At 49.8% G+C, this 16,500-nt stretch carries 17 protein-coding genes; 13 read left to right on the forward strand and 4 right to left on the reverse strand.

Annotated elements, in window-relative coordinates; all coding sequences use genetic code 11:
* Positions 1 to 23: 23 nt before the first annotated feature.
* The 11 genes from H8710_RS07490 to H8710_RS13460 all read left to right on the forward strand — a co-directional run bounded on the left by H8710_RS07490 (position 24) and on the right by H8710_RS13460 (position 13,157).
* A complete protein-coding gene (locus H8710_RS07490; protein ID WP_249294876.1) occupies positions 24 to 653 on the forward strand; it encodes a CHC2 zinc finger domain-containing protein in 630 nt (209 codons plus the stop codon).
* Positions 625 to 1,926 carry a DNA primase family protein gene (locus H8710_RS07495; RefSeq protein ID WP_249294877.1) on the forward strand — a complete coding sequence of 434 codons (1,302 nt, stop codon included), beginning with the start codon at positions 625 to 627 and terminating at the stop codon, positions 1,924 to 1,926. The genes H8710_RS07490 and H8710_RS07495 overlap by 29 nt, the downstream gene beginning before the upstream one ends.
* Positions 1,927 to 2,432: 506 nt before the next feature.
* Positions 2,433 to 2,648: a DUF6471 domain-containing protein gene (locus H8710_RS07500; RefSeq protein WP_249294878.1), complete on the forward strand. Its 216-nt coding sequence runs from the start codon at positions 2,433 to 2,435 to the stop codon at positions 2,646 to 2,648.
* 14 nt (positions 2,649 to 2,662) lie between these two features.
* Positions 2,663 to 2,869, forward strand: a complete 207-nt coding sequence (locus H8710_RS07505) for a DUF3847 domain-containing protein (RefSeq protein ID WP_249294879.1) — start codon at positions 2,663 to 2,665, stop codon at positions 2,867 to 2,869.
* 350 nt (positions 2,870 to 3,219) lie between these two features.
* On the forward strand, positions 3,220 to 4,908 hold the full coding sequence (gene mobQ / locus H8710_RS07510) for a MobQ family relaxase (protein WP_249294880.1): 1,689 nt from the start codon (positions 3,220 to 3,222) through the stop codon (positions 4,906 to 4,908).
* A 209-nt stretch (positions 4,909 to 5,117) separates the two neighbouring features.
* Positions 5,118 to 5,708, forward strand: a complete 591-nt coding sequence (locus H8710_RS07515) for an MptD family putative ECF transporter S component (RefSeq protein WP_117440970.1) — start codon at positions 5,118 to 5,120, stop codon at positions 5,706 to 5,708.
* A complete protein-coding gene (locus H8710_RS07520) occupies positions 5,708 to 6,421 on the forward strand; it encodes an energy-coupling factor transporter transmembrane component T (protein ID WP_117440969.1) in 714 nt (237 codons plus the stop codon). Before H8710_RS07515 ends, H8710_RS07520 begins: the two co-directional genes overlap by 1 nt.
* On the forward strand, positions 6,418 to 7,899 hold the full coding sequence (locus tag H8710_RS07525; RefSeq protein WP_249294881.1) for an ABC transporter ATP-binding protein: 1,482 nt from the start codon (positions 6,418 to 6,420) through the stop codon (positions 7,897 to 7,899). The genes H8710_RS07520 and H8710_RS07525 overlap by 4 nt, the downstream gene beginning before the upstream one ends.
* Positions 7,896 to 9,704 (forward strand): ABC transporter ATP-binding protein, encoded by a 1,809-nt coding sequence (locus tag H8710_RS07530; RefSeq protein ID WP_117440967.1) that lies wholly within the window; start codon positions 7,896 to 7,898, stop codon positions 9,702 to 9,704. The genes H8710_RS07525 and H8710_RS07530 overlap by 4 nt, the downstream gene beginning before the upstream one ends.
* Positions 9,697 to 11,451: an ABC transporter ATP-binding protein gene (locus H8710_RS07535; RefSeq protein WP_249294882.1), complete on the forward strand. Its 1,755-nt coding sequence runs from the start codon at positions 9,697 to 9,699 to the stop codon at positions 11,449 to 11,451. Before H8710_RS07530 ends, H8710_RS07535 begins: the two co-directional genes overlap by 8 nt.
* 146 nt (positions 11,452 to 11,597) lie before the next feature.
* Positions 11,598 to 13,157, forward strand: a complete 1,560-nt coding sequence (locus tag H8710_RS13460) for a recombinase family protein (RefSeq protein ID WP_249295313.1) — start codon at positions 11,598 to 11,600, stop codon at positions 13,155 to 13,157.
* Between the two features lie 104 nt (positions 13,158 to 13,261).
* Here the strand turns inward: H8710_RS13460 and H8710_RS07545 are convergent, their stop codons facing one another.
* A complete protein-coding gene (locus tag H8710_RS07545; RefSeq protein WP_249294883.1) occupies positions 13,262 to 13,441 on the reverse strand; it encodes a hypothetical protein in 180 nt (59 codons plus the stop codon).
* Positions 13,442 to 13,555: 114 nt separating this feature from the next.
* Between H8710_RS07545 and H8710_RS07550 the strand changes: the two genes are divergently transcribed.
* Complete coding sequence (locus tag H8710_RS07550; protein ID WP_249294884.1) at positions 13,556 to 13,828, forward strand: helix-turn-helix domain-containing protein; 273 nt, start codon at positions 13,556 to 13,558, stop codon at positions 13,826 to 13,828.
* Here H8710_RS07550 and gpr read toward each other — a convergent pair.
* Positions 13,809 to 14,678, reverse strand: a complete 870-nt coding sequence (gene gpr / locus H8710_RS07555) for a GPR endopeptidase (protein ID WP_249294885.1) — start codon at positions 14,676 to 14,678, stop codon at positions 13,809 to 13,811. The genes H8710_RS07550 and gpr overlap by 20 nt on opposite strands.
* Positions 14,679 to 14,912: 234 nt before the next feature.
* Between gpr and rpsT the strand changes: the two genes are divergently transcribed.
* Positions 14,913 to 15,176, forward strand: a complete 264-nt coding sequence (rpsT, locus tag H8710_RS07560; RefSeq protein WP_249294886.1) for a 30S ribosomal protein S20 — start codon at positions 14,913 to 14,915, stop codon at positions 15,174 to 15,176.
* 120 nt (positions 15,177 to 15,296) lie between these two features.
* On the opposite strand, the gene H8710_RS07565 is transcribed toward rpsT, so the two are convergent.
* The gene (locus tag H8710_RS07565; protein WP_249294887.1) at positions 15,297 to 15,860 is read right to left on the reverse strand and encodes an AAA family ATPase; all 564 of its coding nucleotides are present in this window, start codon (positions 15,858 to 15,860) and stop codon (positions 15,297 to 15,299) included.
* 20 nt (positions 15,861 to 15,880) lie between these two features.
* Complete coding sequence (locus H8710_RS07570) at positions 15,881 to 16,411, reverse strand: inorganic diphosphatase (protein ID WP_249294888.1); 531 nt, start codon at positions 16,409 to 16,411, stop codon at positions 15,881 to 15,883.
* Between the last annotated feature and the right edge of the window lie 89 nt (positions 16,412 to 16,500).

Consider the following 16,500-nt stretch of genomic DNA (forward strand, 5'->3'; position numbering starts at 1 on the left):
TTTTGCGCAGAAATGGAGGAACAATGAATCTTTTTGAAATTGTCAAATATGGCGTGAGCTGCCGGGAGGCGGCGGAGCGGTACGGCGTGGAGGTCAACCGCTACAGTATGGCGCTCTGTCCGTTCCACAATGACCGGCATCCCAGCCTGTATGTGGCGGACGACCACTATTATTGCTTTGCCTGCAGGGAGCACGGAGATGTGATTGACTTTGTAGGCAGACTATTTCAGCTTTCGCCCTACGATGCAGCGCGGAAGCTGGCAGCGGACTTTCACCTCACCCCGGACAAGCCGCCCAGCGCAGCGGCGCTCCACGCAAAACGCATTCAGACGGAAGCACAGCAGCTCATGGAAAACGAGCGGCTGTGCTTTTCTGTTCTGTCCGATTATGCCCGTGTCCTGCGGGACTGGAAGGTAAGCTGTGCGCCGCAATCTTCGGCGGAAGCGCCGAATGAACGATTTGTAGAAGCCTGCCACAAGCTGGACGAGGCGGAGTATTACTTGGAGATTCTCACTTCCGGCGATTCCCACGAACGTACCGAGGTAATTCAGCAGCAGATGGCAGACAGCAAGCTGGACAGGCTGCGGCAGCGCTTAGAGAAAATTCATAAGGAGGAAACCGAAGATGGATATGACACCGCAGGCGTGGCCTGAGTGGTACGACGGCAGGCACATCAATGAGGTGTTGTTCTGCCAGCAGTTTTTGGACAAGCACCCCATGAAATGCGTGCGCGGGCGGCTGTTCACAGTGGACGGGCTGATCGAGGATGAGGGGCAGATCGGCAACCTGATTCTGGAAGAAATCTCAGGCTGCCTGACTTCCGGCTTGTCCAAGGTTGTGACAAACTTACTTGCCAGCATCAAGCTGCAAGCCTATTCGCCGCCGCTGCCCATTGAGACAGACCGCATCCATGTGGCCAATGGGACGTATTTCATGGACGGCAGCTTTACCGCCAATAAGAGCTACTGCAACAACCGGCTGGCGGTCGCCTACAACCCTGACGCACCCACTCCGAAAAAGTGGCTGCAATTCCTATCAGAGCTGCTGCAACCGGAGGACATTCCAACCTTGCAGGAATTTCTCGGTTACTGCCTGCTGCCTACCACCAAGGGGCAAAAAATGCTCATGCTCATCGGCAAGGGCGGCGAGGGCAAAAGCCGCATCGGTCTGGTCATGCGCTCCCTGCTGGGCGACAGCATGAACACCACCAGCATCCAGAAGGTGGAGAGCAACCGGTTCAGCCGTGCAGACTTGGAAAACAAGCTCCTGATGGTGGATGACGATATGGATATGAGCGCCCTGCCCAAGACCAATTATATCAAATCCATCGTGACCTCTGAGTGCAAGATGGACATGGAGCGCAAAGGCGTCCAGAGCTATCAGAGCCAGCTCTATGTGCGTTTTCTCTGCTTCGGAAACGGTGCGCTCACCGCCCTGCACGACAAGTCCGACGGCTTCTTTCGCCGCCAGATCGTGCTGACCACCAAAGACCGACCCGCAGGCAGAGCGGACGATCCGTTTTTGGTGGACAAGCTGCTGCGTGAAAAGGAGGGGATCTTCCTCTGGTGTCTGGAGGGTCTGCACCGGCTGATTGGAAACAACTATCAGTTCACAGTCAGCACCAAGGCCAGAGAGAATATGGAAACAGTCAAGCGCAGCAGCAACAATGTGATTGAGTTTCTGCAATCTGAGGGCTATATCCGCTTTCGGGCAGACAGCGAGGCCAGCTCCAAGGCGCTGTATGAGGCGTATCAGCGTTGGTGCGAGGACAATGCGCAAAAGCCCATGTCTGCCAACCGTCTCAGTTCCGAGCTTGCACAAAATGAGCGGCTTTACAATGTGGAGGCCACCAACAATGTTCATGTCGGCGGCAAGCGGGTGCGTGGTTTTGTGGGCATTGAAGTGGTCAATCCGCTGCCGTATTGAAAACGAGGAATGGACTTCAAAATTGCCGTACACGCCGTACACTCTGTACGGCTGTTTTTAACTTCATCCGCAAAATACGATTTTGCTTGTGTGTTTCGTGAAGCAATTCACGGCAGTGTGAAAAATTGACTGTTGAATCAACAGCTGGCACGCAAAACCGGCGTACAGAAGCGTACGGAAGCCGTTTTAGCCGTACACGGGCGGCTCAATTTTTCATCCCTGAAATCAATCCTTGTGAAATTCATGAAAATTTTCACCGCAAGCCGAATGCAATGCACCGCCCGGTGATTTACGGAAGTGAGAATCCACTGCACCGGAATGCGGTATATCCCACCGTTCCGCATGACCTCACGCAGAATGATGAAGCCGGTAGGGTGCTGTTGCGAACAGAGCATCACGAATGGAAATCTGAGCGGATTTGCGGCATGGCAGATTTTTCATCTCCCCACACACCAGCATCACCGATACGAAACTACACTACACGAAATAATGGAGGTAAATATTGAATGAAATCTAATCTGAGAAACGAAATCAAATCGTACATCGTCCGTCAGGGAATGACCATGCAGGAGGTGGTTGATCTGCTGCGGGACGAACACGGCTGGTCTGACAGCGTATCTAACCTGTCCAACAAGCTCCAGCGGGAGTCTTTGCGCTACACGGAGGCTGTCCAGCTTGCCGACGCGCTAGGGTACGAGATCATCTGGCAAAAACGAAGATAAGGAGGTTTTTCCACATGACGGATACGGAAAAGAAGCTGTTGCAGGCGCAGCACCGATTGGAGGAAGCGCAGGCGCGGGATCGTGTCAAGGAGCGCAAAGCCAGAACGCACAGGCTCATTCAGGAGGGTGCAATTCTGGAAAAGATGCTGCCAGAGGTACGGACGATGGAACTGTCTGTACTGGAGGATTACCTGATACAGAAGCTGCCGCAGCACGATTGAATTCCGCTGGGAGGTCTCCGGGAAACCGGGGGCCTTCCTCTTTTTTCTCCCGAAGGGCGCACTTACTCACCACCCTAAAGGGCAGTGGTATTTCCTGCGGAAATCGTGCGCTCTGCGAGGCGGATGTGGCTTCTGCGGAAGCCTCCAGACAATGCCGCAGCCCTTGCGGGTGCTGCTGTCATCGTCTGCGCAGGTCGCAGTTGTTTCTACTTTGGAAACAGTCTGCTCCCTGCCCGCACAAACCTGCCACCGGCAGCTTTGTTTGCGGCTATGACCCGAAGCTCAGCTTCGGGTCATTTTCTCTTTTGCGAAAGAGAAACAGAAAAAAGAAAGAACGAGGTGAAGAAGATATGGCGATTTATCATCTGGAAGCAAAGGTGGTCAGCCGGGGCGCAGGCCGCTCCGCCGTGGCCGCTTCCGCTTATCTGAGCTGCTCCCGTCTATATAACGATTACGACGGGATACAGCATGACTACACGAGAAAGCAAGGGCTTGTCTGGCAGCAGGTATTTCTGCCGGAATACGCCCCACAAGAATGGAAAGACCGTGAGCAGCTATGGAACGCCGTGGAGGAAGTCGAGACGGCAAAAGACAGCAGGCTTGCCCGTGAGTTCGTTGTTGCCCTGCCCATCGAGCTAAACCGGGAACAGCAGATCGAACTGCTGCAAGAGTTTATCCGGGAGCAGTTTGTGTCCAATGGAATGTGTGCTGACGCTGCCATCCACGACACCGACGGTCACAATCCCCACGCCCACATTCTCCTGACGGTGCGCCCGCTGGATGAGCAGGGCAAGTGGCAGTACAAAACCGAGAAGGAATACCTCTGCATGAGAAACGGCGAGGAATGCGGCTTTACCGCTGCTGAGTTCCGGACGGCACAGAACGAGGGTTGGGAGAAACAATACCCCTACAAGATCGGCAAAAAGAAGGTGTATATGACGCCATCTGCTGCCGAGGCGCAGGGACTTGTCCGAGCGGACAAGCATCCCAAAAGCACCCGCTACGGCAGGCAGAATCCCCTCGCCGAACGCTGGAACAGCGAAGAACAGCTTGTTGTATGGCGGGCGGCATGGGCGGATGTAACCAACCGCCAGTTGGAGATGTACGGACACGACGAGCGTATCGACCACCGCAGCAACGCCGCACGGGGTCTGGATGAGCAGCCCACCATCCATGAGGGCGTGACGGCACGGGCACTGGAGCGGAAAGGGATCATCGCTGACCGCTGCGAGATTAACCGGCAGATCAAGGCGGACAATGCCCTGCTGCGGGAGCTGAAAGCTGCCGTCAAAAAGCTGGGGCAGGCGGTGAAGAATACCCTCCCGGCCATTGCCGAGGCCATGGAGAATCTGCGTAAAAATCTGCTGCTGTTCTGCTATCAGCTGGGGTATCTCCGCAAGGGCAAGGAACGCCTAAACACTTCGCTAAATACGCTGCGCCCTGCCCTCACACAGTACAATCAGCTGGCAAAGGATATTCGGGATAAGGCGAAAGAGCGCCGCAGCCTGCTTTCCGAGAAAAAGGCTCTTTCCGCTGTCCATGTATTCCGACACCGGGAACTGGCGGCAAAGATTGCGGCACTGACAGAGGATTTGGAGGAACTGCGTTCGGAAAAGAATCTGCTTCTGGCGTCGCTGGCATATACCGAGGACGATGTCGCCGATAAATTTCCCAAAGACATTGCTACCATGAAGCAGAGCCTGAAACGGCTGGAAGAACAGGGGCAGAAATATTCCACCGAGCTGGACGCTGCCCTGAATGAGTATGCCGGGCTTCGGGAGCAGGCCCAGGGCTTCAACCCGGTGCAGTTGTATGAAACAAGGCAGGCCATCCGCCCCGGCAAGGAGCAGGAAGCGGAGAACCGAGCACAGCAGGTTTACGGCGAGAAGTACAACCTGCTGCTGATGTTTGACAGCAAAAAAGCGGTGTCCCGGATGCTGGACGAAGATGCTGAACGGCAGAATGTGCGGAGACTGGTACGGCTGGCGCATAAGGAGCAGCAGACTTTTCAAAAGGAAAAAAGTGCGCAGGAACGGTAACACACTGTTCCCGTTTTTGAAGATATTGCAAGTTGAATTAGCAAAATGGGGTTGACTTGAGAGAAAAATGAGGGTATAATTTTCTTGTTTTAGATATAGCTATAGGTTAGATATATCTAACCATGTGTCGTGTTGATTTATGCGACATTTTATTTACTGCGGCGGTTAGCGATTGCTAACTGTTGTGAAGAGAATCTAGGAGGAAAGATATGAGTACCAAAACCAACAAGCTGAAAACCAAAGACCTGATCGTTGCTGGAGCCTTCGCCGCCCTTTATGTGGTGGTACTGTTTGCGGTGGTGACTGTTATGGGGTTTGTCCCCATCCTTTATCTCATCGCTCCGTTTGTAAACTCGGTCATTTTAGGGTGCATTTACATGATGTATGTTATGAAAGTACCAAAAACCGGAGCAATTCTGATTCTTTCGGTGGCTGTAGGACTTCTCACTTCCACTGGCGGTGTGTGGGTATCTCTGATTTGGTGCCTCGCTCTTGGAATTGTAGCAGAGTTGATTGCCCGCGCAGGAAATCATAAGTCCAAGAAATCCTACATACTCAGCTATGTTGTTTTTGCCTGCTCCAGCATGTCTCCTTTCTGGATGCTGGCTTACGCCAAACCGGCTTTTCTTCAGTCCTGCGAAGCTTATTATGGGGCCGACTATGCCGCAACGCTGGATAAGTTCACCCCGAGCTGGATTATTCTGGTTCTGATTGGAATCGCCATGTTGGGCGGTCTGATTGGTGGACTGATTGGTTCCAAGCTTTTGAAAAAACATTTCCAAAAGGCGGGTGTGGTTTAATGCAGCTGATTGAAGCTGCCCAGCAGCCCATCCTTCGAATCGACGCCCGCACAAAATTTGCGCTGCTCTTCGGGGTGGGAATATCATCATTGATGTTCCCACCCCTGTGGCTGGAGGCAACCACTTTTGTTCTGATGGCGTTGCTTTTGACACTAAATAGGCGAATAAAAACCTCCGCAAAATTTACTGCTGCATTCCTCATTATGCTTCTGTTGGACTGGACACTGTCGTTAAAAGTCAGCGGCGGCTTTGCAGCACTGTTTTTTTCTCTTGTAAGACTGGGAAGACTTATGCTCCCGATTTTTATGGCAGGAATACTGCTGATGAAAACTACTTCTGTAAGCGAGTTTATGCTTTCTTTTGAGCGGATGCATCTGCCAAATAAACTGATCATACCCTTGTCAGTTATGTTCCGCTTCATCCCGACGATTTCCGAGGAGTGGCACAGTATCCGGGACGCCATGCGTTTTCGGGGGATTGGCATTTCTGTGCGTTCTGTGCTGACAAAGCCAATGATGACGCTGGAATATACGATGGTGCCGCTGCTGATGTCAACCGCTACGATTTCTGACGAGCTGGCGGCGGCTTCCCTCTCCCGTGGACTGGACGCTGATACCAAACGTACCTGCATTGAGGATATAAGGCTGCGGACGCAGGATTTCCTGTTGATCCTGTTTTCCTTTGTAATTGCTGCAACGGGAGGGATGGTATGATTGAATTAAAGCAAGTTACCTTCCAATATGATAATGCCCCCGAAAACGCACACAGCATCCGAAATATCAATTTAACTATACAAAACGGAGAGTGCGTTGTCCTTTGCGGACGAAGCGGCTGCGGAAAAACAACGATCACCCGATTGATTAACGGTCTCATTCCACATTACTACGAAGGAGTTTTGTCGGGTTACGTTTCCGTTGATGGAGCAGAAATCAAAAAACAGAAGCTTTCTAAAATTTCACAGCATGTTGGTTCGGTATTTCAAAATCCCCGCAGCCAGTTCTTTAATGTGGATACAACATCGGAGCTGGCGTTCGGATGTGAAAATCAGGGACTACCCAAGGAAGATGTGCTGGAACGAATCGCGGATGCGGCGAACCATTTTTGCTTGAACGGTTTGCTGAACCGGAGTATTTTTGAGCTTTCCGGCGGTGAGAAACAACGGATTGCATGCGCCAGCGTTTATGCGGTTCATCCGGATATTTTTGTTTTGGATGAGCCGTCTTCCAACTTGGACCCCGCTTCCATTCAGCAACTGAAAGATGTTTTGCTGAAGCTGAAAGCGGAAGGAAAAACACTGGTGATTTCCGAACACCGTCTGTATTACCTTCTGGATATTGCCGACCGCTTTATCTGGCTCGATCAGGGCGAAGTTCGCTCCGTATATACCAGAGAAGAGATTCTTGCATTCAGCCCGGCACAGATTTCGGCCATGGGACTGCGGGCGCTGGACTTGAAGCAGGTGGAAAGTGAAGCAGTGCATTTGAAACATCCTGAGCATGAATTTACGTTTCAAAAGCTGGAGTGTAAAGTATCCGGTCACAGCGTGCTGCATATCAAATCCCTACAAATCCCTGCTGGAGAGATTGTTGCGGTGATCGGTCACAACGGGGCTGGAAAATCAACGTTTGCCGGGTGCCTTTGCGGAATCCGGAAACATACTGGCAAGGTTTTTTATGACAGAACAGAACGAAACGCCAAAAAGCGCCTGAAAGAAAGCTATATGGTCATGCAGGATGTAAACCACCAGCTGTTTACGGAGAGTGTGCGGGATGAAGTGACTCTGAATCTTCCGGAGGAACAATCGGAACAGGCAGAAAACATCCTGAAACAGATGGGGATTGCCGAACTTGCGGAATGCCATCCTCTGGCACTGTCCGGAGGGCAGAAACAGCGGGTTGCCATTGCAAGTGCACTGTGTGCGGGAAAGAAAATCCTGATCTACGATGAACCTACCAGCGGGCTGGATTATGAAAGTATGCGCTGCGCATGTACTTTAATCCGGGATACTTCCCGGCAGGCGGAGTTATCTCTTGTGATTACCCATGATCTGGAATTTATCATGGCCTGCTGTACCTGTGTACTGCATATTGACCATGGAACAGTCAAAGCATTTTATCCCCTTGACAGCAGAGGAAAAGCAAGAGTAAAAAAAGAATTTCTATTACAGGAAGAAAGTGAGGAGGAATTATGAGCAAGCAGAAGCCCAAAACGGGGATGGGAAGGATGATGCAGCTGGCAATGACAAAAAAGCCTTTGGTGATTGCCTCTGTCATCTTGTCCTCACTGGCGGCGGTGGCCAGCTTTATCCCTTATATTGCAATTTATTTTATTATCCGGCAGATTTTAGCCGTATATCCGAACCTGAGCGCATTGGGACAGACCAGCCTGTTTTCCTATGGCTGGATGGCACTGGGCGGCGTTGCGGCGAATATTCTTCTGTATTTTGTAGCCCTTATGTGTTCCCATCTGGCGGCTTTCGGCACGCTATATGAGTTAAAGGTGAATTTCCTTTCCCATTTGGCAAAGGTGCCTCTTGGATTTCATGTGATGATCGGAAGCGGTAAACTGCGGAAAATTACGGATGAGAACATTGAAAATGTCGAGAAATTTATTGCGCATCAGCTTCCGGATATTGTAGCCGCATTTGTTTCTCCTGTTGTGATGGCTGTGATTCTGTTGAGTGTGGACTGGCGGCTCGGCCTGGCCTCAATTGTTGGAGTAATTATTGCTTTTATCATTCAGAGTATCGCCTACGGCCGGGAAGGCGCCAGAAAAATGATGGATGAGTACCAGCACTCGTTGGAAAACATGAACAACGCCGCAGTAGAGTACATCCGTGGAATTTCAGTCGTCAAAGCGTTCAAGCAGACTGTTTATTCCTTTCACCGGCTGCACGAGACCATCAAAGAATATACTTCTGTGGTCATTCCATATACGCTGAGCTGGGAAAACATGATGTCCGCTTTTATGACGATTATCAACCATATTTATCTTCTCCTTTTACCGGTAGGGATTTTGATCGGCATGAATACCGGGGATTTTAAGGATTTTGCTTCACGCTTTATTTTTTATCTGGTATTCGTACCGTCCATTGCGGGCATTCTTTCCAAAATCATGTATGTCAACTCCGATGCCATGCGGATTGCCAACGGTGTAGAGGCAATGGATCAGATTCTGGCTGAGCCGGAACTGAAACAGCCGCCGGTTCCTAAAACAACGGATCGCTATGATGTCAAGTTTGAAAATGTGTCATTCTCCTATGAGAAAGACAAAGAAAAACAGGCGATTTCCAATGTGAGCTTCCATGCACGGCAGGGCGAAGTAACAGCGATTGTAGGACCTTCCGGCGGCGGAAAAAGTACGATTGCCCATCTCATTCCACGATTCTTCGATGTGGATCAGGGTACTGTTTCCATTGGCTCGGTGGATATCCGGCAGATGGAAAGCCGATATCTGATGGAACAGGTCAGCTTCGTATTTCAGGATGTCTATCTGTTCAAACAGAGTATCCGTGATAATATCAGGCTTGGGAACCAGAATGCCAGCGATGAACAGATCCAGGCGGCCGCGAAAGCCGCCCAATGCCACGACTTTATCATGGCGCTGCCAAATGGCTATGATACGGTCATCGGAGAACAGGGTATCCATTTAAGCGGCGGCGAGCAGCAGCGGATTGCTATCGCCCGTGCCATTGTAAAGGATGCCCCTGTGATAGTGCTGGACGAGGCAACCGCCTTTGCCGATCCTGAAAATGAGCATTTGATTCAAAAGGCGTTTGAAAAATTGATGCAGGGGAAAACGGTAATCATCATCGCACACCGCCTTTCCACAGTTCGTAACGCCGATCATATCATTGTGATGGATAACGGGCGTGTAGCGGAAGAAGGCAGCCATGACGCCCTCCTGCAAAAAGGCGGACGGTACGCATCTATGTGGAAAACCTACAATGAAACAGCCAGTTGGACAATGGAAAAGGAGGTGCCGGTCAATGGGTAAGAAAAAATCAACCGTTCAGGATGCGCTGATGCTGACAGACAAAGGCTATCGGGACTTAAAAAAAGCGATTGCCGCCTGCACGCTGACAAATTTCTCCATGTTTATTCCAGCTATGGTGATGCTTCAGGTCGTCATGGAACTTCTAAAACCGTTTACCGGCGGGAGCATCTCATGGACAAATATGTGGATTTATTTCGGACTCGGCATCATCGGCGCAGTAATCGTATTTCTCTGCAACAAAAACGACTATAAAAAGACCTATGTAGCCTCTTACATGGAAAGCGAAAATACAAGGATTGCTTTGGCAGAACACATCCGCAAACTGCCTATGAGCGTGTTTAATTCCAAAAACCTTTCGGAGCTTACGACAAATCTCATGGGCGATGTAGCCACTTCCGAACATGTACTGAGTCATGTGTATCCGCAGATTATCTCCAATGTGATCACGATTACGGTTGTCTGCAGTATGTTTGCCTTCTATGACTGGCGTATGGCACTCGCTATTTTTATTTCCGTGCCGGTTGCTTTTCTCATTATTTTTGCGAGCAGACGGATTCAGGAGCGGCTTGGAAAAAAGCATGCGCAGGCAAAACTGGAAGCTTCCGAACAGGTTCAGGAATACATTGAGGGAATCAAGGTGGTGAAAGCCTGCAATCTGGACAGTCAGCAGTTTCAGGCTCTGGAAAAAGCGCTGCGCACCATGAAAAACCTTGCAATTAAATTTGAATTTGGTTCGGGGGTTTTTGTGACAGGCGCGCAGATGCTCGTGCAATCCGGCATCGGGCTTACCGTGTTTGCGGGAACTTCTCTGCTCCTGAACGGCAAAATTGAGCTTGTCCCAATGCTGCTTTGCCTGCTGATCGTCACCCGAATTTACGGGCCGATTATTACAGAACTGACTCTGCTGCCGGAGCTATTCTATCATCAGATTGCCATCCGCAGAATGAGAACCCTGATGAATATTCAGCCGATGGAAGGCGATACTGAAAAACCAGTAAAGGAATATGATATCGAACTGAAAAATATCAGCTTCCGCTATAATCCGCAGGGCGAGGAAACCATAAAAAATGTGAATGTTACGATTCCAGCAGGCGCAATCACGGCTCTGGTTGGCCCCAGCGGAAGCGGCAAGAGCACGCTTTCCCGTCTGATTGCACGCTTTTGGGATGTCAATAAAGGACAGGTGGAAATCGGCGGCATTGACGTGAAAGAGCTTGATCCGGAACACTTGATGGAATACATGTCCTTTGTATTTCAGGATGTGGTACTTTTCAACGACACTGTCTACAATAACATTAAAATAGGAAATATGAGCGCAACCGAAGAACAGGTGCTTGCGGCGGCAAAGGCTGCGCGCTGTGATGAGTTTATTGACAAAATGCCGGATGGTTATCAGACTGTTCTGGGAGAAAACGGAAGTACCCTTTCCGGCGGTGAACGGCAGCGCCTGTCCATTGCAAGAGCTTTACTAAAGGACGCTCCGATCGTACTTTTGGATGAAGCAACAGCCAGCCTTGATCCGGAAAGTGAATCCTGTATTCAGCAGGCGATCGGCCGCTTAATACAGGGGAAAACCGTTCTTGTTATTGCACACAGACTCCGTACCATTGCAAAGGCCGACAAAATCATCGTGCTGGACGATGGCAAAGTCATAGAGCAAGGAACACACAGTGAACTGATGGAGCAAAATGGGCTTTACAAAAGGCTGTATACCATTCAGCAGGAAAGCCTTGGCTGGAGCGTATAAATGTTTGCTATTATGTAAGCCGCCGATATTTTAATATTGAGTAACCTGCAAGCCGACTGCAATAATACAGTCGGCTTGCTTGGCGTTTCGCAGAATCATTAGCAAATTTATTTGTCTTTACAATATGGGTAAAATGCCCTTGACAAATCTCGTCTCAAAAGTCGCTATTATCCAAATACGCAACAGAACACGGATTCCGCAATCCCATGTTTTTCGTGGACGACGGATTCTCAGGAACAAATTTCCAAAGACCCGGCTTTCAGGAAATGATGAAATATGTGGAGGACTATTCGGTTTCCACACTGATTGTCAAAGACCTGTCACGTCTGGGCCGGGAGTATTCCTATATGGGGCGGCTGCAGGATTTCATCTTCCCCGCTTACGATGTCCGGTTTATCGCCATCAATGATGATGTGGACAGTGCAAAGGGCGAAAATGACTTTGCTGTGTTCAAAAACGTATTTAACGATTATTACGCCAAAGACACAAGCAAAAAAATCCGGGCAGTCGTAAAAATGCGCGGAGAAGCCGGGGAACACATCGCCAGTAACCCGCCCTACGGATATGTGAAAGACCCACAGAATAAAAAGAAATGGATTGTAGACGAGGAATCCGCAAAGGTGGTGCGGCGTATCTTTGATCTGTGCATTGCGGGCAAAGGACCAATGCAGATTGCAAAAATCCTGACCGCTGACAGGGTATTGACGGTTACTGCGTATAACGCCAGACAGAAGGGATGGGCCATGCCGGATAATCTGTACCGGTGGTGTGCCAAATCCGTTGCCGGAATACTGGAGCGGCCGGAATATACCGGCTGTACCGTCAACTTCAAGACCTATACCAAATCCCTCAAATTCAAGAAGCGGATGGAAAACCCGAAAGAAAACCGGAGGGTATTTAAAGATACGCAGCCGGCGATCATTGAGCGGGGACAATGGGAACGGGTACAGACGTTAAGAGCCAACAAACGCAGGCCGACAAAGACAGGGAAAACCAGCATTTTCTCCGGTCTTGTCTATTGTGCCGATTGCGGAGCAAAACTCTATTACTGTACCTGTAATACTTACAAGGATGAGTCTCAGGACCATTTCGTCTGCTCCAACTACAAGAGCAATACAGGTTCCTGCCAAATCCACTATATCCGGGAGGTTACGCTTTATAGGCGGGTGTTGGAATGTATTCAGGGAACACTGACCTATGTGCGTCTGTTCCGGGATGATTTCACACAGGAAATGCTGGCACAGGACGAGGCCAGCCGGAAAGCGGAGCTGACGCAGAAGAGGAAATCCCTTTCCGGGGCGCAGAAACGTATGGAGGATTTGGACAGGATCATCCAAAGGCTTTATGAAGATTCCGTGCTTGGGAAATTAAGTGACTTTCGCTTTCAAAAGCTCTCGGCACAGTATGAGACGGAGCAGGCGGAGATTCAGCGGCTTGCTGTTTCACTGGAACGGGAAATTGAAAATGAAGCCGGACAAATTGCCGATGTGGGGCGTTTCCTCCAGCTTGCTGACCGGTATTCTGATTTGCAGGAGCTGGACGCAGCTACGGTAAATGAACTGATTGAAAAGATCGTGGTCCACAGCCCCGAGAAGATCAGCGGGAAGAAACATGTCACGATTGAAGTCTATTTTACCTATGTGGGGAAAATCCGGATTCCACTTGCCAAACCGGAACTACTGACAGATACAGAAAAACCGGCGTGACCTCTGCCACGCCGGTTTTACCGGGATTTTAGTTTACTTCCTTATGGGCCTCCGGCTAATTGCGGCGCCTCTTTTTATATATATTTTTAATGATTCGGAAAAATTTACTCCGAATAATGTTTCAGGGCGTAATGGACACATTCACGGATAATCCGGCTGATTGATACATCTTTTTGTTTACTGATTTCTAATATTTTCAAATCATCTTCTGGCGGAAGGCTGAACGTTCGCGGAATATGAGTGCTCAATTTTTTATCGTCCCTGTCCATTTTAAACGGTTCCATTTTTACACCCCTTCTGGAAAATTTTGGAATTAGTCATCTTTAGGGTAATTATAGCATTCTTTTCGTGATAATGTCAATAATAAGTTAGTCATTATTACGGTAAAGGATAGAGCCATGAAAATTTACTTTTATAATGGAAAAGCAAATATGTCTGGTGGCAGAATCAAGCTTCTCAGAGAAAAATCTCATCTATCTCAGGAGCAATTGGCCGTGAAATTGGAGCTAAGCGGACTTCAGCTTTCTCAGAAATCCATCAGCCGCATCGAGCAGGGCCAGCGGTTTATCACAGACTTTGAACTGATGAAGTTTGCGGAAATCCTCAAAGTCAGCGTTTATTGGCTGCTGACCGGGGAAGGGTCGGACCGTTTCAGTTCACCAAAGAAATGACATCGCTCAATGAAAGGCTGGGCTGGAGGGCTAGGTTAATTCCAAAAGCTACTGTCTTGGCTGCGTTTTCGATGATGGTGTCGATTTCCCGGGGCGTAACCATCATGTTTTTTCCTTTTTCTGGGAGAGATACCGGCTGTCCGTCGGACAGGTCCTCTGCGATGGTGTTCATGTCCACCACGGTGGGAACGCCCACCGCGATGACCGGGACACCCAGGGACTTCTCAGTCAGTTCCTTTCGGTGATTGGCAACACCGGAGCCGGGGGCGATTCCAGTGTCGGAAATTTGCACTGTCGCACCCAGGCGGGCGATTTCACGGGAGGCCAAAGCGTCGATGACAACAACTGCTTTGGGCTTTATCTCCTGCACGATGGCGGAGATGATCTCAGCCGTCTCGATCCCGGTCTGGCCCAGGACTCCAGGAGCGATGGCCGCGGCTCCCCGCAGATGCTCAAAGCCGGAGATGGCGGCAAAATCCTTTTGCAGATGCCTGGTGGCAAAGATGAGGTTAATGACCTCCGGCCCTAGGGCGTCGGGTGTGATGGCGGAGTTTCCGAGTCCCACTACCAGCGCAGGTCCGTCGGGCAAGAGATTTTTAATCTCGTCGCCGACGATTTTGACCTGATTCTCGAAATCGGACGTAAACCGGTGGAAGGGTGTGGTCTCTACTGTCACATATTTTCCCACCGGTTTTCCGATAGTCTGGGCGGCCTGTTCGGTTTCTATGACGACTCTGGTAACCGGAGTTTGTCCAATGGTTTCAGTGTCGCGGCGAACACCTGGTGGCAGGGAAGGACCAGTTTCGGTGAGGCATTCCACCGCTAGGTCGGTACGTATATTTTTCAGCATAAAATCACCTTTTTTTCATCAAAAATGGAGAAGCTTTCTTCTAAAACGAATTTCTGTTAAAAATCACTTGCATTTTCTTGTGGGAAATGGTATGATAGTAAAGCTGTCATAGTCTGCCAACGTGTCTTGACACGAAAGTGTCATGGCGGAATCCGTGACATCCAAAAGGATTGCACAAATGTCCTTTGTTAGTCTGCACAAAGCAGGCTGACTTTATGTGAAGGAGGTGCCAATATGCCTAACATTAAATCCGCAAAGAAAAGAGTTAAAGTCATCGAAACCAAAACTTTGCAGAACAGAATGGCAAAAGGTAAACTGAAAGCTGCTCTGAAAGCGGTTGACGCTGCGGTTGCTGCCAATGCTGCCGATAAGGAAACAGTTGCAAAAGTTGCCTGCAAAGTCATCGATCAGTCCGCTGCAAAAGGTATTATCCATAAAAACAATGCGGCCAGAAAGAAAGCTCAGGTTGCAGCAAAAGTGAATACTGCAAAAGCGTAAGTTTTCGTTTTTGTATGAAAGTGCGATTGTCCCTCCAACCTCTAGGGACAATCGCATTTTGTTTTTTGCGAAAAACTTCTATGCAAAGGCGGCATAAAAATAAAACCGTGAGATTTTGTCTCACGGTTTTTGCTGTTTTGTTAAGAGGTACTGCGTCTCAATCCACGCGGCGTTTTCCCCAATGGATTTCATCCCGTCTAAGCGCAGAACGGGGCATTTCAGTTCCGTAGTCCACTGCTCGTGGGTTTTGAGGCACACCTGCGGCGGCTCCCCGGTATCGTATGCGGCGGCTTCCCGGAGAAATTTTTCATTTTGCTCGTACATGTCACCGCCGGGAAGGATGCGCTCTCCAAATTGTTCGAATTTGCGGGCGCCGAGACGTTGCAGCCTGATGTCCGTCGGAACTGTCAAAAAGACGGCAAGCTCGAAAAGAGACGTAAAAAATCCTCTGATGCTGTCCATCGAACCGGTCATGACGAAATGCTCATCTTTTGAGACGGCTTCTATCAAAGCTTCGATTCGCTCTTCCCGCGGGCGGAGAACAGTATAGGGAATTTCGGTGTCCCACCGCCAGATGTAATCGTCGATGTCGATATGGAGAAATCCGAGACGTCCGGCCAATTCCCGGCCCAGCGTCGTTTTCCCGGAACCGGCGGCGCCGAAGATGATGATTCCCCTGGACATGATGGCCCCCTTTGCGCGGCTTACCGGCAGAACTTTTCGATATAAGCGTCCAGTGACTTGCGGATGACCTCCTCAGCCGTTTCGGGGCCTTCCATCTCCTGGACGGCGGTGTCCTTATTTTCCAGCATTTTGTAGACGGTGAAGAAATGCTTCATCTCCTGGAAAATATGCTCCGGCAGTTCCTTGATGTCGTGGTAGCAGTTATAATTAGGGTCGTCGAAAGGGATGGCGATGATTTTTTCGTCTTTTTTGCCGCTGTCAATCATGGTCATGACCCCAATGGCATAGCATTTTACCAGCGTCATAGGGCGTATGGGCTCTGAACAGAGCACCAGCACATCCAAAGGGTCCAAGTCGTCGGCGTAGGTGCGTGGAATGAAACCGTAGCTGGCGGGATAGTGGGTGGAGGTGTAGAGGATACGGTCCAGCTTGAGCATGCCGGTTTCCTTGTCCAATTCGTACTTCACTTTGCTGCCCTTTTCAATTTCGATGCAGGCTTCAAAGCAGTTGGGCTTCACCCGGTCGGGAGAAATATCGTGCCAAATGTTCATCGTGTTCATCTCCTTTTCCATTTATTATAAAGGAAATGGAAGAAAATTACAAGCAAAGGGGCAGCCGCCTCTAAGCCATCCCAACAATG

The sequence above is a fragment of the Fumia xinanensis genome, from assembly GCF_014384905.1.
GTDB lineage: Bacteria > Bacillota > Clostridia > Oscillospirales > Ruminococcaceae > Fumia > Fumia xinanensis.